Raw genomic sequence first — 25,062 nt, 5'->3', positions numbered from 1 at the left:
GGGGGCGCGGCCGCACCGCTCAGGAGCGGCCGCTGTCGCGCATCAGCGCGAGCCGGTTGTAGAGCGTTTTCAGGCTGATGCCGAGCGCCTTGGCTGCGCGCGGCTTGTTGCCGTCGAAGTAACGCAGCGTCGCCGCGATGAAGCGTTGCTGCGCATGGTGGAGCGTCGCGCCGAGCGGCAGCGCCATCGCGCTCTCCGACGTACGGTCGGGCGGCATCGGCTGCTTCGGCAGCGCGACGTCGATGCCTTCGTCCGCCAGGATGTACGCGCGCTCGATCGTGTTGTGCAGCTCGCGCACGTTGCCGGGCCACGAGTACGCGCGGAGTGCCGCGATCGCTGCGTCGGTCAGCCGCTTGTGCGAGCGGTGCCGCGCGTTCAGCGTGTCGACGAATTCCTGCGCGATCGTCTCGACGTCGCCGTCGCGCTGGCGCAGTGGCGGCACGTACAGCGCGAACGCGGCGAGCCGGTAGAACAGGTCCTCGCGCAGCCGGCCGTCGCGCACGGCATCGGCCGGGTTGTGCCGCGTGGCCGACACGATACGCACGTCGAGCGGAATCGGCTCGGTGCCGCCCACTCGCACGATCGCATTCGACTCGATCGCCCGCAGCAGCTTCACCTGCAGCGCCGCGGGCATTTCGGCGATCTCGTCGAGCAGCAGCGTGCCGCCGCGCGCGGCCTCGAAGAAGCCTTCGCGCTGCGCGATCGCACCGGTGAAACTGCCTTTCTCGTGCCCGAACAGTTGCGACTCCGCGATATCGGGCGGGATCGCGCCGCAATTCACGGGCACGAACGGGCCGTCGCGCCGCGCACTGAGATCGTGCAGCCGGCGCGCGACGATATCCTTGCCGACCCCGCTTTCGCCGGCAATCATCACGCTGGCGCGGGTCGGCGCGATTTTCTCGATGCGGCCGAGCAGCGTGCGCACCGCGGAGGACCGGCCGGAGAGCCGGCGGCCGTCTGCGCGCTGCTTCGACCGGTTTGCGGTTTCACCCATCGTCGTTAGCGGGCCGTTTTGAAAATCGGCATCACGCGTTCCGTTCATTGCAATATTTATCATCGACAGCGAAACGGCCACGAAGGTGCCGCTGAATAGTAATTTCCAATGTTCGCGACGGGGCCAGAAGGATTCGACCATCGGCCTTTTGACTGGAAACGGCTGCTCGTTCCAGGGTCGGACCGCAGCTTTTTTACAGAAAGCCGATGAAAAATCCGGCCGCTATCGCTTTTCGCCGAAGCGGCGGGCGGCCTCGATCGATGCCGGACCGCCACGACACGCGGCGGGCACGATGCGCCGTCCCGCCATCCGCCGCCGGAACACCGTGTCACGCCCGTCCCGGGCATATCGCTTGCTGACACTTCCACGCCCGCCCGGCACGCTCGACGGCATCCCGGATCGCCGAACGGAGGCACGTCGCCGCACGACGGGAGCCGGCGCGAGGCAAGGATGCAATGAGGCCCCTGACCCATGAGCTGTTGCGGCAGGGTGCATGGGTCGTGCTGACCGTCGCGCTGGCGTCCGCGCTGCAAGCGTGGGCGATTCACCTCGTCGGCGAGCACGCACCGTTTGCGCCGCTGCCTTTCTATGCGGGCGTTGCCGCCGCCGCGTGGCTGACGTCGTTCGGCGGCGGCCTCGCCGCGACTGTCGCGAGCCTGGCCGTGATCGGCACACTGTGGTGGCGCGATGCGCCGCTGGACACGCTGCTCGCGCAGGCCGGTGCGTTCGTTGCGATCAGCTTCGTCGAGTGCATGCTCGTGATGGCGGTGAAGCCGCTGATCGCGAACGATCGCCTGCACGCCGTCGACGACGACGGCGACGACGGCGACGCGGACGCCGCCACGCGGGCGCCGCATCGCGAGCCGGCGCCCGCCGCACGCGAGCCTGACGACAGCGAGTTGCGCCGGGTGGTCGACGCATCGCCCGACGCGATTGTCGGTGTCGACACCGCGCGCCGGATCACGAGCTGGAATCCGGCCGCGCGCCGGATCTTCGGGGTCGACGCCGCACAGGCAAGCGGGCGCGATGTCGCAGCGATGATCGCGCCGCGCTGGCGGCGGCGGCATCCGCTGCCCGCCACGTTCGCGAACCTGCACGCGCCGGTCGGGCCGCTCGACGTGCTATGTGTGCGTCGCGACGGCGGCCGCTTTCGCGCTACCTTCGCCGCGTCGCCGATCGTCGATGCGCAGGGCAACTGCACGGGCCTGTCGATGACGCTGCGCGAAGCGCGCGAACGCCGCTGCCGCGAGCGGCGAGACCTGCGCTCGTTGCGCGGCGCCCGCGACGCACGCGCGCTGGCCGACACGTCGAACCGTCTGAAGGACGAGTTGCTGGCCACGGTGTCGCACGAGCTGCGCACGCCGCTGAACGTGATCTACGGGTGGGTCGAGGTGTTGCGCAACGTCGACGGGCACGGGCTCGCGGAACAGGCGGTCGACGCGATCGATCGCAGCGCGCGGTCGTTGTCGCACATGGTCGGCGACCTGCTCGACGCGTCGTCGCTCGCGACGGGCCGGCTGCGTCTCGAACGCGTGCCGGTCGACCTCGTGCGCGTCGTGCGCGACGCCACGCGCGAGCTCGATGCGACCGCGCAGGCGAACGGGCTCGAACTGTCGACGGCGTACGCGATGCAGTCCTGCGTGATTCCGGCGGACGGCGAGCGCGTGCGCCAGGTGCTGTCGAACCTGTTGTCGAACGCGATCAAGTTCACGCCGCCGGGCGGGCGCATCGACGTGTCGCTGACGCGTGCGGGCGAACGCGTCCGGCTGTCGGTCGCCGATACGGGACAAGGGATTGAACCGGAATACCTGCCGCACCTGTTCGAAACCTTCAGCCGGCCCGAAGGCGCGTTCGCTTCGCCGAAGCGCGGCCTCGGGCTCGGCCTGTCGATCGTGCGCAACATCGCACAGCTGCACGGCGGCGGCGTCGTCGCGACGAGCGACGGACCGGGACGCGGGACGACCGTGACGGTCACGCTGCCGGCCGGCTGGGACGCCGACGATCCGGCCGAGCGCCTGACGCGCCCCGCAGGCGCGTCGGACTCGGTGGCGCTCGACGGCCAGCGCGTGCTCGTCGTCGATGACGATGCAACCTCGCGCGCAAGCCTCGCCGCGGCGCTCGAAACGATGGGCGCGCAAGTGTCGACCGCGCAGTCGGGGCACGACGCGCTCGACGCGGTGGAGCGGCATCCGCCGAGCGTCGTGCTGTCGGATCTCGCAATGCCGGACGGCGACGGCTTCTGGCTGCTCGACCGGATCCGCCATTTGCCGGGCGGCAGCGGGCATTTGCCTGTCGTGGCGGTCACCGCGCACGCCGGCAAGGCCGACCGCCACCGTGTGCTGGCCGCCGGCTTCGATGCGTATCTGTGCAAGCCGGTCGACATGCCGACGCTCGCGAGCGTGATCGTCGACGTCGCGCCGGACGATAGGCACGGCGGGAAAGGGCGCGGCTGAGCGCCCGGTCACACTGGAATACGGGAGGCCCGATGGATGCAACGAAAACCATGCGGTGCGACGGCACGGGCCGCGAGCCGGTTCGAACCAGGCGCATGCCGCCGGTCGTGCCGATCGCGTGCATGCCGATTGTGTCGTTCATATGGATCGCGACACCCCGCCATGCATCGGCCGAGGAGGGTGTCGGTGCGAAGCTCGAGAGTCAGGCGTCGGCCGTCGGCGGCCAGATCCGCGATGCGACGCTTGCTTCCCGCGTCAGGGCGGCGCTCGTCGCCGAACGCGGATTGGCGTCCGGCGACATCGACGTTCAGGTTCGCCATCGCGTCGTCGAACTGACGGGCAACGTGCCCGACGAACGGCAACGCGCGACCGCGATCCGCGTGGTGCACGGCGTCGACGGCGTGAGCGGCGTACACGACAGGCTGCAGATCCGCCGGCAGTAAGATGTGCGCGGGCCAGCGCCGGGGAGGAGGTTCAACGTGGATAGCCTCGTCGCGGGCCGCTTCTCGCGGGAAGAACAGGCGGAACGTTGCGCGCATGTGACACGGCGCACGAACGGGTTCGTGGAGCGGACGATGTTCGCGGCCGGCGTGCTGTCGGTGGAGCGCACCGAGGGCGCGTGGTGCACCGGCGCATGGACCGATTTCTTCTCGTCGCGCCATCGCCCGGCGCGACGGCAACCGGCGCGGCCGGCGCGCGCCGTCACGACACACGGAGGCCCGGATGACCACGAACCGGAGCAAGCGGTGCCGTCGCCTACGGGCGGCAATCACACTGGCTGCTGCCGTTGGCGCACTGGCGTTCGCGTGTTCGCACGCGCAGACGCTGCCCGCTTCGTCGGTGCAGGTCGCCCCGGGCGTCGTCCGCCCCGGCACGACCGCTGACGAGGCCGACATGACGCAGCGGCCGACCGGCATCGATGCGGAGTTTGTCGACAAGGCCGGCATGCTCGACAAGGTCGAACGGCAGGCCAGCCAGCTTGCGCTCGACCGCTCGTCGAACCCCGGCGTGAAAGCGTTCGCGCGCCGGATGGTAGACGATCACGCCCGCCTCGCCGGCGCATTGCGGCAACTCGGTGCGCAAAAGGGTGTGCCGGTGCAGGCGCGGATGCTGGTCGATCCGGCGGTGACGGCGTTGCGGATGAAGGCAGGTCATGCGTTCGATACGGCGTACGTCGCACTGGCCGGCCCGCGTGTGCATGAAGCGGCGATCCGGCTCTACGAAGATGAGGCGAAGCACGGCCGCGATCCGCAGCTTCGCGCATTCGCGGCTAGCACGCTGCCGGCGCTGAACGCGCATCTGGCCGCCGCACGGCAACTCGCGCAGACCGTCGCGGCCGCGCGCTGATCGGCGTCAACGCCGCCGTTTGCCGTCCTCGGGAGCGTCCGGCGACGCCTCGTGCGGCGGCGAGTCCAGTGCCGTTTCGCCTTCCTCGATCAGCCAGTACGGCAAACTGCCGTAGTACGCGTGCAGCACTTCGCCCCAGCCAGGATCGGCCATCGCCGGCCAGCAGTCCCGGTCGAAGCCGGGCGCGTCGCGCACGTGCTCGGTCGCGACCGGCAGCACGAAGCATTTGCGCTCGACGTCGAGCACGAGCACGTTCCACGGCACCGCGAGCAGTTTGTCGCCGAGCCCGCGCACACCGCCCGACGCAACGACTGCATACGCGATCCGGCCGGCGCGCACGTCGAGCATGATGTCGGCCACCTTGCCGATGTCGTCGCCGTCCATCGTCAGCACACGATCGCCCGCGAGCGTCCGGGCGGCCATCACGTCGGGCCCCGGCCCGCAGACGGTCGAGCGGCGAGGGCCGCCGACAATGCGCGTGTCGCCGCGCGACAGTCTGTCCGTTGTCATCGATCATCTCCTGTCGAAGCTGTTGGTGGTGAGCGCCGGCGCGGCAGCGACACGTCCTCGAGCGTATTGGCCAGCTCGTCGCGTTCGGGGCCGCCCGCGCGCGTCGCGATGTCACCGAGGGACACGATCCCGACCAGCCGCCGGTCGCGATCGAGCACCGGCAAGCGATGCAGTTGCACGTCGGCCATCCGCTGCTGGACGTCGCCGACGCCGTCGTCCTCGACACACCATTGCACGGGTGCGGATGCCACGGCCCGCACCGGTGTATCGAACGCATGGCCGTGCGACAGCCCGCGCACCGCGAGATCGCGGTCGGTGACGATCGCGACGAGTTCGGTGCCGTCGCAAACGGGCAGCACGCCGATGTCGAAGCGCTGCATCAGTTCGGCCGCATGGCGAATCGTGTCGGTCGGCGCGACGCACACCACGTCGCGCGACATGATCTCGTTGACGCGATACATGAACGCCTCCTTCGTGAGCGAGACGAATCGGGAGCAGATGTCGTGCCGCGCACGCTGCGCATGCACCGGGCCTCGACGGCCGGGCGACGGAGAAAATTGCCAGCCCGCTTGTACATCTTCCACGGCGGCTGCCGCGCACGGGCGGTGCGGGATGTCAGTGGCCGATGCCCGTCATGACGACGATTGCCAGCACCACTGCGCTCTCGATGGCGGCCAGTGCGGCGACGCCGGCGGCGCCGCTGATTTCATGCCATCTGCTTTCAAGGCGTTTCATCAGATCACTCCGAATGGGTCCGGCCCGCCGATGCGCCGCCGCGCATGGCGAGCCGGATGCCGCCGTCAGCCGTGATCGCGGGGCGGGGAAGGGTCGTGCGGCTTGCGACGTTCATGCTCGCCGGACGGTTTGGCGGGGTCGATGCGGGTCGCGCCGCCGACGGCGGGCGGATCGCTGGCCGGAAACGTCTCTTCGAGCCCTTCGTCGATGCGCTCTTCCGTCTTGTCTTCGGACGGCGGGTGTGACGTGGCGAGACGGAACAGTCCGGCAGCCGGTGACACGGCGTCGTGGCGGCCGGTGGCGTAAGCGGTCATGGTCGAACCTCCTTGGTCGTCGATATACGCGCAAGCGCCGTGCCCATGACGTGCCGGCGGCACGACGCTTGCGCGCCGGAGAAGCCGGACGGGCACGCGGGACATGAGCCGCGCGCCGTCCGCGTGGACAAGAGGACATCCTGATGAATGCATCCAGGGAAAGGATACGTTACGACGCGAACGTATGCGGCGGCGAATTCGCCAGCGTGCGCGCGCGATTCGACGCGTGGAAACGCGAATCGCTGGTCTATCGGCCCGAGCGGCGCATGTTCGACGGCAAGGACGAGGTACGCGAGCTGAACGACCTCGTCTACGACGGGCCCGAGCGCGCGCAGCAGGCGCTCGTCGCGCAATGCGCGCCGTCCGATCCGTTCGCACTCGCGGTGCGGCTGACCACGGAAGGACGCACGATGTGGCTGGTGATGGCGGCCTACGACGACTGACCGTGCGGCGCGCGCGGAACACGAGCAGGCACGCCGCTTGCGCGCGGTCGCAGCGCCATCGAGAGGCGCGCGCCGTCGCGCAGGAGTGACATGAAGACGCCATCCATGCTGCACCGCCCCGAACCGACGACACCCGACGTCGACCCGGACCCGGTACCGCCCGATCACGACGATCCGGTCGATCCGCCCGTGCCCGACGGGCTGCCGCAGGGCGACCCGCCGTCACATCCGCCGCCGATGCGGATGCGGATGCCGGGCCAAGCGGTGCGCTACCACCGGCCGCGCGAATACTGAAAAGGAGGACCCTCATGGACATCCACGTTCAATCACCCGACAAGCGCGCGATCGCTCAGGTGCTGGGCCGCTATTTCGAATCGCGCTCGCTGCGCTATCACATCGAGGAATTGCCGGGCGGCGTGCTGCAGATCGGCTTTCGCGCGAGCGGCCGCCCGGTCGCCGTCACCGTCTCGTTCGACGATGCCGCGTACGACACCTACACGCACTGGGACGCCAGCCAGAAGCAACTGGCGCTCGGCCGGCTCGCCGACGGCTTCTCGCGGATGATGTCGTCGCGCAGTCCGGCCGCGCTGGCCGGCGACTATCACGTCGAGCGTTTCTGATTCGGCAACGCTGCTCCCATTCATTCCGAAGGGCGGCAAAGTGCCCGCGCGCAGCGGGCGCTTTGCGTCCGCGCGCGCGTCGCGTAGGATGTCCGTTAATTCAGCGCACGCTACGTTCGCGCCACCGGCTGCCAGCCGCTGCAGCCGAAGCGGCGCGACGCGCTTTCCTTCAGGTTCGTTTCGCGCAACCGACGGAGACGCCTTGATGACTGTTGCTCGCACGTTGCTGTCACCCGGCGCACGCCGGTTCGTATCCGGCCTGTCGGCCTGCGCGGCGCTTACGGCGGCCGGCGCCCGCGACGCGTCGGCCCAGACGCCTTCGCCGCTCGGCGAGTGGCAATACTCGGCGGGCGTGCCGCTCGAAAAACTGTACGACCCGAACATTTCCACCTGGAATATCAGCGTGGGCGCCGCGATGACGCTGCAGCCGCGCTATGCGGGCTCCGACCGTTATCGCGTGCTGGGCGGCCCGAATCTGGATATCCGCTATCGCGACCTGTTCTTCCTGTCGACGGGCGAGGGGCTCGGCGCGAACGTGCTGCGCGGGCCGAACTGGCGCGTGAGCCTGTCCGTCGGCTACGACCTCGGGCGTCGTTCGGCCGACGATACCGAGCACCTGAACGGTCTCGACAACATCAACGCGGCACCTGTGATGAAACTGGCGGCCGATTACGTGATCTCGAAGGAATTTCCGCTCGTGCTGCGCGCGGATATCCGGCGCAGCATCGGCGGCTCGAACGGCTGGGTCGGCGATTTCTCCGCGTACATGCCGCTGCCGGGCAGCAACGAGCATTTCTTCTGGTTCGCGGGGCCGACCGTGTCGTTCGCCGATTCGCGCTACATGAACAGCTGGTTCGGCGTGAATCAGGGTGCCGCCGCGCGCTCGGGGCTGCCGGCCTATTCGTCGGGGGCCGGGATCAAGTCGTTCGGCGCGGGGGTGACGATGGCCTGGTTCGTGAACAAGCACTGGTTCGTCACGATCGACGGCGCCATCGAGCAGCTCGTCGGCCGCGCGGCGCGCAGCCCGATCACGCAGCAGTCGACCAACGGCGTGTTCGACATGTCGGTGAATTACCAGTTCTGACCGCGGCCGGGCAGCAAAAGGCAGATGCCGCACGCGGCATTTGCCGTCACATTTGATATGATTCCGACCTGTACAAACGTACAGTGATCGATCTCCGTGACACCCGCTTCGCCGACGCCCCCGGCGTTTTACTACCTGACCAATTTCGAACGCGCGCTGGCCTGGCTCGGCGAGCGTTACGACGACCTGTTCGACGCGCACGAGCACGCGTTCGTCCGGCAGTTCGCGACGCTGCCGCAGCCGTCGCGCGCGCTGCTGGTGCGGATGCTGATGCGCAGCGGGTCCGATTTCCGCGCAAGCAAGCTCGTGTACGACGAAATCGGCAGCACGCTCGACGCAGTCACGCCGCTCGTCGAACTCGGCTGGGTCGATCCGGCGCCCGCGCTTACGCTCGACGAGCTGTTCTCGTTGTCGACCAAGGCCGATCTGCTGCACATCTTCCCGTCGCTTGCCGCCCATGCCGGCGAGCGCAAGCCCGAATGGCTCGAACGGCTGCGCCCCGCGTACGACACCGCGCAGCCGCTCGACGCGTGGTGCGCGCAGGCTGGCGACCGCGTGTTGCGCGTGACGGTCGGCGCGCTGTGCGACCGGCTGCGGCTGATGTTCTTCGGCAATCTCCATCAGGACTGGAGCGAGTTCGTGCTCGCCGATCTCGGCGTGTTCCAGTACGAAAGCGTGCCGATCGCACCGTCGTCGCGCGCGTTCCAGCAGCGCGGCGACGTCGATGCGTATCTCGCGCTGCAGATGTGCCGCGACGCGCTCGATGCGTGGCCCGACGACCTGCCGTTCGACGACCTGATGCGCGCAATCGACGCCGTGGGCTGCGGGCAGCCATGGCTCGCGACGCGTCGCGCGAAGCTGCTGTTCGCGCTCGGCCAGACCTGCGAGCGCCGCGCCGACTGGGATACCGCGCTCAACGCGTATACGCGCAGTGCGTGGCCCGGCAGCCGCCACCGGCGCATCCGCGTGCTCGAGCGCTGCGGGCGCGACGACGACGCGCTCGTGCTGGCGCTCGACGCGCGCGGCGGCTTCGAGAGCGACGAGGAACGCCAGCGCGTCGAGCGCATGCTGCCGCGCCTGCAGCGCCGCGCCGGCCAGCGCGTCGAACGTGCGGCCGCAGCGGCCGGCGCACCGCGCGAAACACTCGTGCTCACGCGTCCCGACGCATTCGTCAGCGTCGAATTTGCGGTGCGCGACCATCTCGCGCAACCGGCGTCACCGGTCCATTACGTCGAAAACACGCTGATCAATTCGCTGTTCGGCCTGTTGTGCTGGGAACCGGTGTTCGCAGCCGTGCCCGGCGCGTTCTTCCACCCGTTCCAGCGCGGTCCGGCCGACCTGCACGCACCCGATTTCGCAGCGCGTCGCGCGGACGCATTCGACGCGTGTTTCGCACAGCTCGATTCGGGCGCGTACCGCGACACGATCCGCCGGCATTTCGCGACGAAGGCCGGGCTGCAGTCGCCGTTCGTGTTCTGGGGCGTGCTGACCGATGCGCTGCTCGACGAAGCGCTCGCGTGCCTGCCGCCCGAGCACCTGCGGCTGTGGTTCACGCGCCTGCTCGCGGATATCCGCAGCAACCGTTCGGGGCTGCCCGATCTCGTCCGCTTCTGGCCCGATGAGCGCCGTTACGAGCTGATCGAGGTAAAAGGCCCCGGCGACCGCCTGCAGGACAACCAGACGCGCTGGCTCGCATACTGCGTCGCGCACGGCATACCGGTGCGCGTCGTCGACGTCGAATGGGCCGTCGACGGCCTGGCGCAACCGGAAGCGACGGGGTTGTCCGCATGAGCTATGTCGTCGCGGTGCGGGCCATGTGCGAATTCACCGCGCGGCGCGGCGATCTCGACCTGCGCTTCACGCCCGCGCCGACCGCGCTCGAAGGCATCGCCGGCCACGGTGCGGTCACGTCGAAACGCGGCGCACGCTACGAAACCGAGATTGCGCTGACAGGCACCTGGGGCACGCTCACCGTGCGCGGCCGCGCGGACGGCTACGATCCCGTGGCGAACCGCGTCGAGGAAATCAAGACCTATCGCGGCAGCCTCGATGCGATGCCGGACAATCATCGCGCGCTGCACTGGGCGCAGGCGAAGGTCTATGCGCACCTGATGTGCGACGCGCGCGGCCTCAAGGAAATCGACGTCGCGCTCGTGTATTTCGACATCGTGTCCGAACGCGAGACCGTGCTGACGGAAACGCTGGATGCGAACACGCTCGCGACGTTCTTCGCCGAACAGTGCGCGTGCTTCGTCGGCTGGGCCGAGCGCGAAACGGCCCATCGCGCGGCGCGCGACGCAGCGCTGCGCGCGCTCGCATTTCCGCACGGGCAGTTCCGCAGCGGCCAGCGCGAGCTGGCGGTCTCGGTCTATCGCGCGGCACGCGACGAGCGCTGCCTGATGGCGCAGGCGCCGACCGGCATCGGCAAGACGCTCGGCACCGTGTTTCCGCTGCTGAAGGTGTGCGGCGAGGGCGAGCTCGACCACGTCTTCTTCCTGACCGCGAAAACGCCCGGCCGTGCGCTCGCGCTCGAAGCGGCGACGACGCTCGGCGCCGGCACGCCCGCGCTGCCGCTGCGCGTGCTGGAACTCGTCGCGCGCGACAAGGCGTGCGAGCATCCGGACAGCGCGTGCCATGGCGAATCGTGCCCGCTCGCGAAAGGCTTCTACGACCGGCTGCCGGCCGCGCGCGACGCGGCAATCGAGGCCGGTCTGCTCGATCGCGATACCGTGCGCACGGCCGCGCTCGCGCACGACGTCTGTCCGTACTACCTCTCGCAGGAACTCGCGCGCTGGTCGGACATGATGATAGGCGACTACAACTACTACTACGACGGCAGCGCGATGCTGCACACGCTCGCGCAGCAGAATCAGTGGCGCGTCGGCGTGCTCGTCGACGAAGCGCACAACCTGCTCGACCGCGCACGCAAGATGTACAGCGCATCGCTCGATCCGTTCGCGTTCGCGGCTGCGCGCGAAGCCGCGCCGGCGGCGCTGCGCAAGGCATTCGACCGGCTCGCCCGCGCGTGGGGCACGGTCAATCGCGCGCAGGCCGAACGCTATGCGGCGTACCCCGACGTACCGGGCCCGATCGTGTCGGCCGTGCAGAACCTCGTCGCGGCGATCGGCGAACACCTGACCGACGCACCGCGCGCGAACGGCGACGCGCTGCTGCGGTTTCATTTCGAGGCGATCCAGTTCGGTGTGCTCGCCGAAGCCTTCGACAGCGCATCGATCTTCGACGCGACACTCCATGGCGAACCGATGCCGCGCCAGCCGGCGCTCGACGGTGTCGCGTCGGCGAGCCGCCGGCGCCGCATTCAGTCGACGCTTTGCGTGCGCAACGTGATACCGGCCGGCTTCCTGGCGCCGCGTTACGAAGCCGCGCGCGCGACCGTGCTGTTCTCGGGCACGCTGAGCCCGTTCCATTTCTATCGCGACACGCTCGGGCTGCCCGGCGATACGGGCTGGCTCGACGTCGACGGGCCGTTCCGCGCCGAGCAACTGACCGTGCGCGTCGCGAGCCATGTGTCGACACGCTGGCGCGACCGCGACCGGTCGCTCGAACCGATCGTCGATCTGATCGCCGCGCAATACGCGACGCGGCCCGGCAACTACCTCGGCTTCCTGAGCAGCTTCGACTATCTCGGGCGCGTGGTCGCGCTGATGCAGACGCGGCACCCGGACGTGCCCGTGTGGGCGCAGGCGCCCGGGATGGCCGAAAGCGAGCGCGACGCGTTTCTCGCGCGCTTCGACGCGGGCGGGCGCGGGGTCGGTTTCGCGGTGCTGGGCGGGGCGTTTTCGGAAGGCGTGGACCTAGTCGGCGAGCGGCTGATCGGCGCCTTCATCGCGACGCTCGGGCTGCCGCAGGTCAACGACGTCAACGAGCAGATGCGGCGCGCGATGGAGGCGCGTTTCGGCAACGGCTACGACTACATGTACCTGTATCCGGGCTTGCAGAAGGTCGTGCAGGCGGCCGGGCGGGTGATCCGCACCGAGCACGACGAAGGCGTCGTGCACCTGATCGACGACCGTTATCGCAGGCGCGAAGTGCGCGACTTGCTGCCGCGGTGGTGGCGGATCGGGTGAAGGTGAGGGTGAAACTGCCTCGCGCTACAGCACGTTGAGCATCGCGAGCGCGGCTTCCTGCAAGTGCGGCAGCACGCGCCGCACGGCCGCGTCCGCCGTCTCCGCGCCGATCGGCATGTTCGTGCTCAGCGCGGCGACCACCTCGCCCTGACGGTTCTTCAGCGGCACCGCGATCCCGCGTACGCCGACCTGCAATTGCTGCTCGATCGCGGCAAAACCGGCGTCGCGCGCATGGTCGACCTGTTCGAGCAGCCGCGCCTTGTTGGTGATCGTGTGCGGCGTGAACGGCGGCAGTTCGGTTTCGTCGAGCCACGCGCGCACGGCTTCGCGATCGGGATGATGGGCGAGCAGCACGACACCCGGCGACGTCAGCGGCGCCGGCACGCGTGCACCGAGCACGAAGCCCGTCGTCATCACGCGCGACACGCCGTTGCGTGCGATGAACACCAGTTCCCAGCCGTCGAGCACGCTGACGTACGCCGATTCATTCAGCGACGCGCTCAGTTGCTGCAGATAGGGCTGGACCGTGCGCGGCAGACGCGCCGAATCGAAGTACGACCAGCCGACCCGCAGCACGCGCGGCGTGAGGCCGTACAGCTTGCCGTCGGTGTACACGTAGCCGAGCGATTCGAGCGTCAGCAGGTAGCGCCGCGCTGCCGTGCGCGTGAGGCCCGTACGCGCGGCGGCCTGCGTGGGCGTCATGCGTGCGTGCTGGCTGTCGAAGGCTTCGAGGATCATCAGGCCTTTTTCGAGGCCGGCAATCCAGTCGCGTCGGTCGAGTTCGGGCTTTTTCATCGTCGGATAGCGGAAGGCCGGTGTGCGTTGAACGCTCGGAATTGAGCGATTATCGCGCAGACCGACCGCGCTGGCGAAGCCGCGCTCGCGCTAGAATCGCCGCTCCGACTGGAACAGAACAATGACACTCCGAGAATCCGCCTTGGCCGTGCTCGTCGCGGCCATGCCGCTGCTTGCCGCGGCGAATCCTGCGACCACCGCCGCAACCCTCGCTAAACCGGCCGTCGATATCCGTGCATGGCCGCGCATGACATCGCCGAAATTCGGCTGCTACGTCGAAACGACGTTCGGCTACCGCGACAAGCGCTTCAATTGCTCGCTGAAGAAGTACCGGAACACTGGCGACGCGTGCAAGAACACGAAGGCGTACTACGAAGGCCCCGCGTTCCCCGAGCGGCTCGCGGCCAGCGTGCATCCGCTCGCGACGAAGGTCGACCTGGACTGGGAGCATGGCGAGCTGCAGATGGTCACGGTCACGCTGAAGGGAACGTGGAACGCGGCAGAGGTGCGCAAGGCATTCGGGCTGCCGCGCGCGGAGGGGAGCAAGCTGACCGAAGCCGAACTGCGGTCACAGCCGGGCAACGTGATGGATACGAGCGTCCAGTATCCGTCGGACGTGCTCGATGAACGCCTCGCGACGCGCCCGAGCAACCCCGCGCGTGGCACGACGGCCGTGATGCTCTATGGGTTCGACCACATGGGTGCCGGCGACGTCGATTGCGGCGGCGGTGGCGAATAACGCGGGAGGGGTAACGGGAAGAGACCGACGGCCTGTCAAAACCAGCCGCCGGGTGAACGCGGCGCCCGTGTCACGCGCGCCGCGTCCTTCAATGCCTTACTCGCTGCTCGTCCATTCGACGTTCGCGCCGACCGAGCGCAGGTTCTCGACGAAATGCGGATGCGCGCGGCGGATCGGCAGCGCGTTCATGATTTCCGAGCGGCCTTCGATGCTCGCGGCGACCATCAGCAGTGCAATCGCGACGCGAATGATGTACGGGCTCTCGACGCGTGCCGGCGTCAGTTGCAGCCCGCCGAACGTGATCAGCCGGTGCGGATCGGACAGCAGCACGTGCGCGCCGAACTTCGACAGCTCGCCGGACCAGCCGAGCGCGCCGTCGTAGACCTTGTTCCAGAACATCGCGCTGCCTTCCGCGCGCACGCCGAGCGCGATGAAGATCGGCAGCAGGTCGACCGGCAGGTACGGCCACGGCGCGGCTTCGACCTTGGTCAGGATGTTCTGCGTGAACGGCCGGCGAACGCGCAGCGGGCCGTCGCGTTCCGCGCGCGACCAGCCGTCGCGATGCGTGACGTTGACGCCGAACTTCGCGAACGTGCGGTCGATCAGCGGGAAATGTTCGGGCGACGAGTTGCGCACCGTGATGTCGCCGCCGGTGATCGCGCCGAGCGCGAGGAACGTCGCGATCTCGTGGAAATCCTCGGCGAAGCGGAATTCGCCGCCGCCGAGCTTGCCGCCGCCCGTCACGCACAGCCGCGACGTGCCGATCCCTTCGATCGTGACGCCGATCATCGCGAGGAACTGGCAGAACTCCTGCACGTGCGGCTCGGACGCCGCGTTCATCAGCGTCGACGTGCCGCTCGCGGTCGTCGCGCACAGCGCGAAGTTCTCGGTGGTCGTCACCGACGCGTAGTCGAACCAGTGATCGTTGGCCGTCAGCGGGCCGTCGGTGCGGACGATCAGCGAATCGGGCGTGCGCTCGATGTGCGCGCCGAAGCGCTCGAACACCTCGACGTGCGGGTCGATTTCGCGCACGCCGAGCGTACAGCCTTTCACGTCGTTCTCGAGGCGCGCGACGCCGAAGCGTGCGAGCAGCGGCGGAATCAGCATGATCGACGAGCGCATCGCCTCGGGCAGCCGGTGGACGGCCGGATCGAACTTCGTGTTGCGATGGTGGAGTTCGAGCAGGCCCGTCGTGAAGTCGACCGACACGTCGCTGCCGAGCGTGCGGAAGATGTCGAGGATCTTGCGCACGTCGGTGATGTCCGGCACGCCGACGAGGCGCAGCGGCTGATCGGTCAACAGGGTGGCGCACAGAATCGGCAGGACGGCGTTCTTGTTCGCGGACGGCTTGATGTCCCCGCGCAGCGGAGTGCCGCCGTGGACGATGAGATTCGACATGATATGGGGGCGTATCGGTGACTGACGTAGGCCCATATGATGCCATTGGTCGGCCGGCGGCGTGGAATGTTCAGAGGGGAAAAGGGGGATCGGGGCGCGCGATTGACGGTGTTTGACGTTGGCCGCGGGTGATATCGGCAATCCAATGGCGCGATCGACACGTAAAAATGAAAACGGCCTGCCGCCGTGACTGGGATCGGATCGGTTTCTTATCTCGTAAAATCGAGATCGGACTCCCGAATGCGGCCCTTTATGTCGACACCAACACCCAAATCCCGCTTATCTGACGACGTTTCTGCGCATGCAGACGGCCGGCCCTGGACGCATGATGAACTCCGTTCGTCGGTCGACGAATATCTCAAAATGCTCGAAAGCGCGCGCGCGGGTGAGCCCTACGTCAAGAAAGCGGTGTACGACAGGCTGGCCGCGAAGTTCAATCGCACGGCGAAAGCATTCGAGTACCGGATGCAGAACATTTCGTATGTGCTGGCGCTGATGGGCCGTCAATGGCTTCCCGGACTCAAGCCCGCAAAGAATGTCGGCTCGAATGGCGTGTTGATCGAGCAATTCATCAACGAACGGGAGCAGCGGTCGGCCGTACCGACCGTGAAATTCGAACTCGACGTGCGCGACGCGTTGAAAAAGCCGCAGATTGTGCCGCCGCCGGGCAACGCGACTCCTGCGGTCACGAGTTCAACCGTGACGCAGATTCGCCGCGATCCGGCGGTCAAGGCTTGGGTATTGGCGCAAGCGAACGGAATTTGCGAATGCTGCAGCGAGCCCGCGCCGTTCAAGGGCGCCGACGGGCTGCCGTTTTTGGAGGCGCACCACGTCCGCAAGCTGGCGGAGCGGGGGCCCGATCTCGTGTCGAATACAGTGGCCGTTTGCCCGAACTGCCACCGCGAACTGCATTATGGCGAGGGCGCCCGGCAACTCGTCGAACGCCTCTACGCTCGGCTGCCGCGCCTCGTTCGCGCGTAACCGGCGACGCACGCCGGCCACGCACTCATTCCATCACTGCGCCGCCCGCATCCGCGCGGCGACCACCAGCGAGATCAGGCAGCCCACCGCGAGATAACCGGCGACGAGATGCCACGAGCCGCCGGCCAGGCTGACGAGGCCGACCGCGATGAACGGCGTGAACCCGCCGCCGACCACACTCGCGAACTGGTAGCCGACACCCGCGCCGCTGTAGCGGTATTCGGCGCCGAACAGCTCGGTGAACAGCGGCTGCTGGACGCTCACGACCATGTCGTGCGCGGCGTTCGCCAGCAGGATCGAGAAGATCACGATCCACGCGATCGACCGCGCTTCCAGCGCGACGAAGAACGGCACCGCGGACGCGAGGCCAATCAACGCGCCGACGAGGTAGATGCGACGCAGGCCGTAGCGGTCGGCCAGCCACGCGAAGCACGGAATCGTCACGCAGCTCACCGCGCCGACCAGCAGGCCGATGTTCAGGAACAGGTCGCGCGACATGCCGAGGTTCGTCGTCGAATAGCTGAGCGCGAACGCGGTGACGATATACATCGTGAACAGTTCCGCGAGCCGCAGCGCAATGATCAGCAGGAACGCCTTCGGGTGGCGCGTGAGCGCTTCCAGCACCGGCAGGCGCAGCTTGCGGTTGCCATGCTCGACCTTCTCGACGAACTCCTGCGACTCGTCCATGTTCTTGCGCACCCACAACCCGATCAGCACCAGCACGATGCTGAACACGAACGGCAGGCGCCAGCCCCATGACTTGAACGCGGCCTCGCCGAGCGTGTGGCTCAGGATCGACACGATGCCCGTGGCCAGCACGAGGCCGACGCCGTAGCCGACCTGCACACCGCTGCTGTAGAACGCCTTCTTCTGCTTCGGCGCGCTCTCGACGGCCATCAGCGCCGCGCCGCCCCATTCGCCGCCGACCGCGAAACCCTGGATCGCACGCATCAGCACCAGCAGCACGGGCGCCCACCAGCCGATCGTCGAGAATGCAGGCAGCAGGCCGATCGCGACCGTCGACAGCCCCATCAGCATCACGGTCAGCACAAGCATCCGCTTGCGCCCGAGCCGGTCGCCGTAATGGCCGAACACGACGCCGCCGAGCGGCCGGAACAGGAAGCCGACGCCGAAGGTCGCGAACGCCGCGAGCGTGCCCATGGTCGGGCTGACTTTCGGGAAGAACTCGGAATTGAATACGAGCGCGGCGACGATCCCGTACAGCAGGAAGTCGTACCAGTCGACGACGGCGCCGACGAAGCTGCCGATCGCGGCCTTGCGGGCCTGGCTGCGCGCACGGGCGCTGGCGGCGGCGTCGAGGGTGTCGAAGGTTGGGGTCATGGCGGTGTCTCCTGGCACGGCGCATCGTGGAATCGTGGCGGCGCCGCGTCCGATGCTGCATTGAAGTCGATGGGTGAACGGAGAATAGGGCGCGCGCCGCATGGCGGCAATTGGCCAGTCGGATAAAGTGCGCGATGATCGTTCAAGTCCGTGCGATTATCGAACGCTTTTCGGGTTTGCACTAAGCGGCGTGACGATATCCCGTTCGGCCAGGGTGTGCCGCCGTGAACGATTTGGTTAAAATCTGCAGCATCGACAATTCGCCCGTTCGGGGCGGATGCGCGGTCGCCCCTCGGCCGCGCATGCCGCACGCGACGGGCGCCATCCCCATCGACCGCATGCCTCCGGAGACTGGAATGCCCGGCAATTCCCACCCCCTGTCCAGCGATACGCCGCCCGTTGCCGATCCGGCCGCCAATCCGCTCGGGATGGCCGGCCTCGAATTCGTCGAATTCGCGGCGCCCGTGCCGGAGGCGCTCGCGCAGCGCTTCGAGCAGCTCGGGTTCAAGGCGATCGCACGCCATGTCAGCAAGAACGTCACGTTGTACCGGCAGGGGCAGATGCATTTCCTGATCAATGCCGAGCCCGATTCGTTCGCTGCGCGCTACGCGGAGGAATACGGGATGGGCGTCTGCGCGATCGGGCTGCGCGTGGCGAGCGCCCGGCGCGCGTTCGAGCGGGCGATCGAGCTCGGCGCATGGGCGTTCGAGGGCGAAAAGGTAGGTGTCGGGGAACTGAAGATCCCGGCGATCCAGGGCATCGGCGATTCGCACCTGTATTTCATCGACCGCTGGCGCGGACGGGACGGCCAGCGCGGCGGCGTCGGCGACATCTCGATCTTCGACATCGATTTCCGGCCGATCGACATCGCCACCGCACACACCGATCTCGATTGCGTGGGTGTCGGCCTGCAGCAGGTCGACCATTTCACGCAAACCGTCGGCGCGGGGCGCATGCGGGAGTGGCTGGACTTCTACCACGACCTGCTGCATTTCCGCGAGATCCACGAAATCGACGCGCACTGGCATGTGTCGGAGGAATCGCGCGTGATGGTGTCGCCGTGCGGCGCGGTGCGGATTCCGGTCTACGAGGAAGGCACGCGGCGCACCGAGCTGATGCATGCATATCTGCCCGACCATCCGGGCGAGGGCGTGCAGCACGTCGCGCTGGCCACCGACGACATCCTGTCGTGCGTCGATGCGTTGCGGGCGAACGGCGTCGAATTCATCGAGCCGCCCGCACGCTATTACGACGAAGTCGATGCGCGGCTGCCCGGGCACGGCGTCGATCTCGACGCGCTGCGCCGCCGCGCGGTGCTGGTCGACGGCGAGATCGGCAGCGACGGTGTGCCGAAGCTGTTCTTCCAGACCTTCGTCAAGCGCAGGCCCGGCGAGATCTTCTTCGAGATCGTGCAGCGCAAGGGGCACCACGGGTTCGGCGAAGGCAACCTTGCAGCACTCGCCCGCGCGCGCGACGCGGGCTGAGCGGCCAGCGCACCCGCACCCGCGTCACACCTCACGCGTCAAGTTTCACGCGGCGGCGGCCGGCACGCGGTTCGGCGCGGGGTCGTTCGGCTCGCCCAGCGCGCACGCCGTGCCGCCCGGGGTGTACATCGACACGACGCAGCGGTTGCATGACGTGCAGCCCGATTGCGTCAGCCGGCCGTCGCGCAGCCCGTTCACGAAACCCGGTTCGAACACGAGCGCCCGCGCGAGCGCGACCGCATCGAAACCTTCGCGCATCGCCAGCTCGACGTTCTCGCGCGAGCGCACGCCGCCGAGATAGGCGAGCGGCATCCTGACGGCCGCGCGCACCTGCTTCGAGTGCTCGAGGAAATACATCTCGCGAAACGCACCCATCTTCGGTTCGGTGAGCTTCTGCAGCGCCATCGCGGTACGCACGATCGCGTTGTCGGCGTTCGCGCGCGCTTCTCCCGGCAGCGGGCTGCCGAACAGTTGCCACACCGATTCGACGTTCATTCCACCGCTCAGCACCAGCAGGTGCGCGCCTTCGGCTTCCAGTTGCCGCGCGATCTCGCATGCGTCGTCGGCGGTGCCGCCGCCGCGCACGCCCTCGGTCACGCCGATCTTGCAGACGACGGCGAGATCGCGGCCCACCGCGTCGAGCACGCGACGCAGCACTTCGACCGGGAACGCGGCCCGGCGCGCCGCGTCGCCGCCATAGGCATCGCGGCGGCGGTTGTACAGCGGCGACAGGAACTGGCTCAGCAGGTAGCCGTGCCCCATGTGGATCTCGACCGCATCGAAGCCGGCGTCGCGCGCGTGTCGCGCCGCCTGCGCGAATTCGTCGGCGATCGACGACATCTGGTCGCGCGTCATCGCCTGCTTCAGGAAGCGGCCGCTCATCACGCCAACCTTGTTGAAACCGCCCGACGCGCTCAACGGCCGTTTCGTCGACAGAGAAGGCAGGAACGTGAAGCAGCCGCCATGCGTGATCTGTGCGGATGCGGCCGCGCCGTGGCGATGGACGGCGTCGGTCAGCGCGCGGAACTGGCGGACCGTCGGCACGTCGAGTCGTGCCTGGTCGACGAACGTGCGGCCGTCGTCGCTGATCGCGCAGTACGCGACGGTCGTCAGCGCGGCGCCGCCTTCCGCGATGCGCTCGTGAAAGCCGACGAGCGCGCGCGACGGCACGCCGTTCGGCGTCATGCCTTCGTTGGTAGCGGACTTGATCAGGCGGTTGCGCAGCGTCAGCGGGCCGATCTGCAGCGGGCTGAACGCGGTCGTGAGGTCGGCGGATTCCATGAGGGGGCGGGCGTCGGGAATGGGCACGGTGACCATTGTGCGGCGGTGGCGCAGGCGCGCATCGTCCGGGTGGACGAGCCGTTCGCCCGGACCGCCTTGAAATGCCCGCGAGCTTCACCGCTCGCCGGGATGAGCCGTCGACACCGTCCGAGGCGGTGCGCGTCAGACATGTCGATTCGTTTACCGCCCGCACCGTCGTTGCGCGGCAGTTCGCCGTCGTCGAAATCGGCGAGCGACCGCGTCGCGCAATCGGGCGATTTCGAGCGAATCAGGACGAACAGTCGATTCGGCGCCTTGACCTGCCGCATCGCCCCCCAAGCCCGACACACCGCGGAGAAACGCCGCGCGTGATCACCCACCTGCCAGCTTGCGGCTCTGGCGACGCATGCCGTCGAAGATCGTGTCCGCCACATCCGCCGGAAAATCCGCCGGGATCTGCGCGGCGACTTCGGCAATCGCGGGCTCCGTGCGCGCGACGACGGCCGCCATCGCGGCGTGCACGTCGTCTTCGGTCAGGCCGACGCGACGGCCCTGCGCGATCCAGTGACGCGGCTGGATCTCGCCGATCACGTAGTGCCGGTTCTTCCCGCACACGGCCATCGCGAGCCGCGCGCGACGCGGCGGGAGCTGGTTGCGGCGCGTGCCGATGATCGGATGCGCGGACAGCACGTCGTACAGCGGCGTGCTGCGGTACGTGTTGCCGGGCAGGTGCGCGATGCTGAAGTTCTTCGCGTGGCCGTCGATCGCCGCCAGCACCCAGAACACGAGCTGCGCGACGAAGAAATTCCTCCTGTCGTGCGCGGCGTCGGCCGAATTCGCGAGGATGCCCATGATCGTCTCGATGCCGGGGCCGCCGTCGGATTCGTATTTCGCGCCCGACGGCGTGCCGGTCGCCTGGCACAGGTCCTCCTGCGGCAGCCGCAGGATCCACGAGCCGTCACGCGAAGGGCGCCGGTCGAAGCGCTCGACGATCAGTGCCTTCTGGTCGTCGAACCTGCCGATCTCGCACGGCGCGACCGGCAGGCCATATGCGGCGACCAGTTTCGAGCACAGCCATTCGTTCTCGACGGACGTCCGCATGTCGGCCTGCATGTTCCCGACGCGCCCGAGCGGCAGCTTGAAGATGTGCGTCGTCGGCGTGCTGCCCGACGGCCGCAACCAGCGGTTCCGCTGACGCAGCAGCGCGGTCTTTTCCTGCGCGCCGGCGATCGACAGGCGCAGGTCGACGTCCGGCTCCGCGCGGCCGGGCAGTGGCGCGGCGGTCGCGTGACGCAGCACGTCGGCGACGGCTGCGTCGTCGAGCGTTACGCCGTCGATCGCCTCGAGGTCGACCGGCGTCTCGTCGGGCGGCAGCATCTGGATCGCGCCGACGCAATCGCGGCCGATCGACGCGAGCAGTTCGAACGGCGCCGTCGACCCGAGCCGGTAACGCTGCGCGATGCGACGGCGGATCGGCTCGCTGTCGGGCAGCAGGTTGTCGAAGTAGTCGGCAACGATCGCGCCCTGGTGCGGCTGGTTGCCGGGCGTGAAGGGCAGCGACAGCGACAGTGGCCGCCCTTGGGGATCGTCGAGCCAGCCCGGCAGGTAGACGAGGCGCTCGACGCCGCGCCGGACTTCCCAGTAGCCGACCGGGATGCCGTTCATCCACAGGTCGAGCCGGTCGTGGCGGGTACGTGCAGCCATCGTCACCAGTCCTCCCGTTTCGAGACGCGCGGCTTGCGTCGCGCTGCCGTCGCGGACCGCTTGCGCGCGGCGCCGGTCGTGGTTCCGGTTCGGGTTTTTGCGGTTGTGGCACCGCGCGTGGCATCCGGCCTACGTGTGTTCGCGGCCGGCTTGCGAGGCGCCGGCCGGGCATCGGCACCGGTATCGGTATCGGTATCAGCGGGCTCCGCCGATTCGTCCGGCGCGCCCAGGTCGAGCGTCATCCGGACGCCGAGCGTGTTCAGCACCTTGAAGAGCCGTTCGATGCTGACCGCCGACGGATTGGCTTCGAGCTGCGCGTAGGATTGCTGCGTGACGCCCAGGCGGGCGGCCAGTTGCGCCTGGGTGAGCCCCGCGGATTTCCGGAAGCCGACAAGTATCGGGCGCAACTGGGTCAGGGTCTGGACAGGAAAGGCCATCGGGCGCTCCGCTGGATGACAGGCGATCGTTTGTAATCGGAAAATACAGTCTATGGCATGTATTGTCAAAATACAAACCCAAGACTGTATTCAACAAAAACAAACGATAGCCTGTTTAGCGATTGCCGACGGCCATCCCGGGCATCAAAACATCACGCCGCCCGAAGCGGATTCGCGTGCGCGCCCCGAGCGCTTTCCGGATCGTCGTCCCCGAGCGGGATGAACGCCATGATCTCCAGGTCGTGCCCCGACAGCGCCGGCAGCCGGAACGGGCTCGACAGCACGTTCAGCCGCCGTACACCGACGTCTCGCAGGATCTGCGACCCGATCCCGGTCACGCGCCCGTCGCGGCGTGCGCTGCCGGCCGGCATCCGCATCGCGTCGCCGCGCATGTCGCAATCGAGCAGCACCGCCACGCCGCAGCCGGCCGCGTCGATCCGCTGCAGCGCGGCGTGCAACGGCCACGAATGCGCGGACGGCTCCGCGTCGAGCAGGTCGAGCAGCGAATGGCATTCATGCACGCGCGTCAGCACGGGGGTCGCAGGGTCAGGCTCGCCGCGTACGAGCGCGAGATGCGGCGCGCCGTGCACCGCGTCGCGATACTCGATCGCGCGGAACCGCCCCCACGGCGTATGCAGCGGCCGCTCGCCGACGCGTTCGACCAGCGACTCGTGCTCGCGACGGTAGTGGATCAGGTCGGCGATCGTGCCGATCTTCAGCCCATGATGCGCGGCGAACGTCTTCAGCTCGGGCAGGCGCGCCATCGTGCCGTCGTCGTTCATCACCTCGCAGATCACCGATGCCGGCGTGAGCCCGGCAAGCGCCGCGAGATCGCAGCCGGCTTCGGTATGCCCCGCACGCACGAGCACGCCGCCCGGACGCGCGGCGATCGGGAAGACGTGGCCGGGCTGCACGAGATCGTCAGGGCGCGCGCCTGCCCGCACCGCCGCACGGATCGTGTGCGCGCGATCGGCCGCCGAAATGCCGGTGGTCACCCCTTCGGCCGCTTCGATGCTGACGGTAAACGCGGTACCGAACGGCGTGCCGTTATGGTCGGCCATCGGCGGCAACCGCAGTTGCTCGCAGCGCTCGGCGGTCAGCGTCAGGCAGATCAGACCGCGCCCGAAGCGCGCCATGAAATTGATCGCGTCGGGCGTCACGTGATCGGCGGCGATCACGAGATCGCCTTCGTTCTCGCGATCCTCTTCGTCGACGAGCAGGACCATCCGGCCCGCACGAAGCTCGTCGACGATCTCCAGCGTGCTGGCGAGCGTCATTGCGCCTCCGTGGCGTCGAACGCGCGGCGCAGCGCGGCGGCGCCGAACGTCAGCACGCGGTCGGCCGCGTCGACGGCGCCGAGCATGCTCGCGAAACCGTGCAACTGGCCCGGCCAGCGCACGAGCGTGACCGGCGTGCCGGCTTGCGCGAGTCGCAGCGCAAAGGCTTCGGCCTCGTCGCGCAGCGGATCGAATTCGGCGCTGACGATCGTCGCCGGCGCGACGCCTGCGACGTCGGGTGCGGCGAGCGGGCTGGCAAGCGGCGACGCGCGATCGGCGCCGTCGTCGAAATAGTGATGCTTGAACCAGCGCATCATCTCGGCCGTCAGGAAATAGCCGTCGCCGAGCGATTCATACGACGGATGCTCGGTCGCGCAATCGACGACCGGATACAACAGCAACTGATGCGCGATCGCGATCCCCGAGCCGCGCAACTGCAACGCGGCGACCGCCGCAAGATTGCCGCCCGCGCTGTCGCCGGCCACGGCCACCGCGCCATCGCGCGCGCCGAGATCGCGCGCGCTGGCCGCCGCCCAGCGCACGGCGTCGCATGCGTCGTGCGCGGCAGCCGGGAAGCGCGCCTCGGGTGCGAGCCGGTAGTCGACCGACAACACGAGCGTGCGTGCCCGCTGCGCGAGGCTGCGGCACAGGTTCGCGTGCGAGTCGATGCCGCACGACACGAAGCCGCCGCCATGGAAGAACACGGTCAGCGGCAGCGGGCCGTCGGCGTCGGGCCGATACAGCCGTGCGGACAACTGACGGCCCGATGCGGGAATCTGCCAGTCCTCTTCGGCGGCGACGGCGTCGCCGGGCGCGAAGGCGCCGCCCGCGGCGAGGCTCGCACGGTAGGCGGGAACGGTGAGCTGTGCGAAATCGATCGCGGGGGCTTGGGCGAATGCGGCAAGCAGCGCCTGCGCCTGAGGGTCGAGCGGCATGGGAACTCCTGTCTGAATCGAATGCGGTCTGAATCAGGTAAACCCGTGTCGCGGTTTTCCCTGAGTCCGCACCGGATGCTTGCCGGTACGGCCTGACGGGCATTCCAGCGCAGCGGGCAGGGC

General features: G+C 68.4%; 24 protein-coding genes. 12 read left to right on the top strand and 12 right to left on the bottom strand.

Translation table 11 applies throughout. From position 1 onward, the window contains the following. Positions 1-19: 19 nt before the first annotated feature. Positions 20-1,057, bottom strand: coding sequence for a sigma-54 dependent transcriptional regulator (locus U5809_RS22255; RefSeq protein ID WP_322088211.1), 1,038 nt, complete (start codon positions 1,055-1,057; stop codon positions 20-22). 392 nt (positions 1,058-1,449) lie between these two features. On the opposite strand from U5809_RS22255, the gene U5809_RS22250 reads away from it, so the two are divergent. The 3 genes from U5809_RS22250 to U5809_RS22240 all read left to right on the top strand — a co-directional run bounded on the left by U5809_RS22250 (position 1,450) and on the right by U5809_RS22240 (position 4,794). Then, positions 1,450-3,447, top strand: a complete 1,998-nt coding sequence (locus tag U5809_RS22250) for an ATP-binding protein (protein WP_322088138.1) — start codon at positions 1,450-1,452, stop codon at positions 3,445-3,447. A gap of 32 nt (positions 3,448-3,479) precedes the next feature. Next, entirely contained in the window at positions 3,480-3,890 is a 411-nt protein-coding gene (locus U5809_RS22245; RefSeq protein WP_322088137.1) for a BON domain-containing protein, read from the top strand. A 280-nt stretch (positions 3,891-4,170) separates the two neighbouring features. After that, entirely contained in the window at positions 4,171-4,794 is a 624-nt protein-coding gene (locus tag U5809_RS22240; RefSeq protein ID WP_322088136.1) for a DUF4142 domain-containing protein, read from the top strand. A gap of 6 nt (positions 4,795-4,800) precedes the next feature. Here the strand turns inward: U5809_RS22240 and U5809_RS22235 are convergent, their stop codons facing one another. From U5809_RS22235 to U5809_RS22225, 3 genes are all read right to left on the bottom strand, one after another. Further along, positions 4,801-5,304 carry a PRC-barrel domain-containing protein gene (locus tag U5809_RS22235; RefSeq protein ID WP_322088135.1) on the bottom strand — a complete coding sequence of 168 codons (504 nt, stop codon included), beginning with the start codon at positions 5,302-5,304 and terminating at the stop codon, positions 4,801-4,803. Beyond that, a complete protein-coding gene (locus U5809_RS22230) occupies positions 5,301-5,765 on the bottom strand; it encodes a CBS domain-containing protein (protein ID WP_322088134.1) in 465 nt (154 codons plus the stop codon). Before U5809_RS22230 ends, U5809_RS22235 begins: the two co-directional genes overlap by 4 nt. A gap of 339 nt (positions 5,766-6,104) precedes the next feature. Then, a complete protein-coding gene (locus U5809_RS22225) occupies positions 6,105-6,353 on the bottom strand; it encodes a hypothetical protein (RefSeq protein ID WP_322088133.1) in 249 nt (82 codons plus the stop codon). 143 nt (positions 6,354-6,496) lie between these two features. On the opposite strand from U5809_RS22225, the gene U5809_RS22220 reads away from it, so the two are divergent. From U5809_RS22220 to U5809_RS22195, 6 genes are all read left to right on the top strand, one after another. Continuing rightward, positions 6,497-6,796 carry a hypothetical protein gene (locus U5809_RS22220; protein WP_322088132.1) on the top strand — a complete coding sequence of 100 codons (300 nt, stop codon included), beginning with the start codon at positions 6,497-6,499 and terminating at the stop codon, positions 6,794-6,796. A gap of 90 nt (positions 6,797-6,886) precedes the next feature. Then, positions 6,887-7,090 carry a hypothetical protein gene (locus U5809_RS22215; RefSeq protein ID WP_322088131.1) on the top strand — a complete coding sequence of 68 codons (204 nt, stop codon included), beginning with the start codon at positions 6,887-6,889 and terminating at the stop codon, positions 7,088-7,090. Between the two features lie 14 nt (positions 7,091-7,104). Next, positions 7,105-7,416: a hypothetical protein gene (locus U5809_RS22210; protein WP_042977308.1), complete on the top strand. Its 312-nt coding sequence runs from the start codon at positions 7,105-7,107 to the stop codon at positions 7,414-7,416. Positions 7,417-7,621: 205 nt separating this feature from the next. Further along, positions 7,622-8,500 (top strand): MipA/OmpV family protein, encoded by an 879-nt coding sequence (locus U5809_RS22205; RefSeq protein ID WP_322088130.1) that lies wholly within the window; start codon positions 7,622-7,624, stop codon positions 8,498-8,500. Positions 8,501-8,596: 96 nt separating this feature from the next. Further along, complete coding sequence (locus U5809_RS22200; RefSeq protein ID WP_322088129.1) at positions 8,597-10,291, top strand: VRR-NUC domain-containing protein; 1,695 nt, start codon at positions 8,597-8,599, stop codon at positions 10,289-10,291. Further along, positions 10,288-12,588: an ATP-dependent DNA helicase gene (locus tag U5809_RS22195; protein ID WP_322088128.1), complete on the top strand. Its 2,301-nt coding sequence runs from the start codon at positions 10,288-10,290 to the stop codon at positions 12,586-12,588. The genes U5809_RS22200 and U5809_RS22195 overlap by 4 nt, the downstream gene beginning before the upstream one ends. Positions 12,589-12,612: 24 nt before the next feature. Here U5809_RS22195 and U5809_RS22190 read toward each other — a convergent pair whose 3' ends face one another. Beyond that, positions 12,613-13,383: an IclR family transcriptional regulator domain-containing protein gene (locus tag U5809_RS22190; protein ID WP_322088127.1), complete on the bottom strand. Its 771-nt coding sequence runs from the start codon at positions 13,381-13,383 to the stop codon at positions 12,613-12,615. 121 nt (positions 13,384-13,504) lie between these two features. On the opposite strand from U5809_RS22190, the gene U5809_RS22185 reads away from it, so the two are divergent. Next, positions 13,505-14,122 (top strand): hypothetical protein, encoded by a 618-nt coding sequence (locus U5809_RS22185; RefSeq protein WP_322088126.1) that lies wholly within the window; start codon positions 13,505-13,507, stop codon positions 14,120-14,122. A 96-nt stretch (positions 14,123-14,218) separates the two neighbouring features. Here the strand turns inward: U5809_RS22185 and U5809_RS22180 are convergent, their stop codons facing one another. Then, positions 14,219-15,520, bottom strand: coding sequence for a UDP-N-acetylglucosamine 1-carboxyvinyltransferase (locus U5809_RS22180; RefSeq protein ID WP_175842561.1), 1,302 nt, complete (start codon positions 15,518-15,520; stop codon positions 14,219-14,221). Between the two features lie 252 nt (positions 15,521-15,772). Between U5809_RS22180 and U5809_RS22175 the strand changes: the two genes are divergently transcribed. After that, on the top strand, positions 15,773-16,501 hold the full coding sequence (locus tag U5809_RS22175; RefSeq protein ID WP_322088125.1) for an HNH endonuclease: 729 nt from the start codon (positions 15,773-15,775) through the stop codon (positions 16,499-16,501). Between the two features lie 33 nt (positions 16,502-16,534). On the opposite strand, the gene shiA is transcribed toward U5809_RS22175, so the two are convergent. Further along, complete coding sequence (shiA, locus tag U5809_RS22170; RefSeq protein WP_322088124.1) at positions 16,535-17,842, bottom strand: shikimate transporter; 1,308 nt, start codon at positions 17,840-17,842, stop codon at positions 16,535-16,537. 356 nt (positions 17,843-18,198) lie between these two features. Between shiA and U5809_RS22165 the strand changes: the two genes are divergently transcribed. Continuing rightward, on the top strand, positions 18,199-19,326 hold the full coding sequence (locus tag U5809_RS22165) for a 4-hydroxyphenylpyruvate dioxygenase family protein (protein ID WP_322088123.1): 1,128 nt from the start codon (positions 18,199-18,201) through the stop codon (positions 19,324-19,326). Positions 19,327-19,371: 45 nt separating this feature from the next. Here U5809_RS22165 and U5809_RS22160 read toward each other — a convergent pair whose 3' ends face one another. The 5 genes from U5809_RS22160 to U5809_RS22140 all read right to left on the bottom strand — a co-directional run bounded on the left by U5809_RS22160 (position 19,372) and on the right by U5809_RS22140 (position 24,939). Continuing rightward, on the bottom strand, positions 19,372-20,607 hold the full coding sequence (locus tag U5809_RS22160) for an NADH:flavin oxidoreductase (RefSeq protein ID WP_322088122.1): 1,236 nt from the start codon (positions 20,605-20,607) through the stop codon (positions 19,372-19,374). A gap of 351 nt (positions 20,608-20,958) precedes the next feature. Continuing rightward, positions 20,959-22,290, bottom strand: coding sequence for a type II toxin-antitoxin system HipA family toxin (locus tag U5809_RS22155; RefSeq protein WP_322088121.1), 1,332 nt, complete (start codon positions 22,288-22,290; stop codon positions 20,959-20,961). Between the two features lie 2 nt (positions 22,291-22,292). Then, positions 22,293-22,727 (bottom strand): helix-turn-helix transcriptional regulator, encoded by a 435-nt coding sequence (locus U5809_RS22150; RefSeq protein WP_322088120.1) that lies wholly within the window; start codon positions 22,725-22,727, stop codon positions 22,293-22,295. Between the two features lie 152 nt (positions 22,728-22,879). Then, positions 22,880-24,004 (bottom strand): bifunctional 3,4-dihydroxy-2-butanone-4-phosphate synthase/GTP cyclohydrolase II, encoded by a 1,125-nt coding sequence (ribBA, locus tag U5809_RS22145; protein WP_322088119.1) that lies wholly within the window; start codon positions 24,002-24,004, stop codon positions 22,880-22,882. Next, entirely contained in the window at positions 24,001-24,939 is a 939-nt protein-coding gene (locus U5809_RS22140; RefSeq protein WP_322088118.1) for an alpha/beta hydrolase, read from the bottom strand. The genes ribBA and U5809_RS22140 overlap by 4 nt, the downstream gene beginning before the upstream one ends. Positions 24,940-25,062: the final 123 nt, after the last annotated feature.

Source organism: Burkholderia sp. BCC1999 (assembly GCF_905339975.1).
Lineage (GTDB): Bacteria > Pseudomonadota > Gammaproteobacteria > Burkholderiales > Burkholderiaceae > Burkholderia.
The sequence above is the reverse complement of the archived record's forward strand: the minus strand, read 5'-3'. Positions and strand labels throughout refer to the sequence as shown.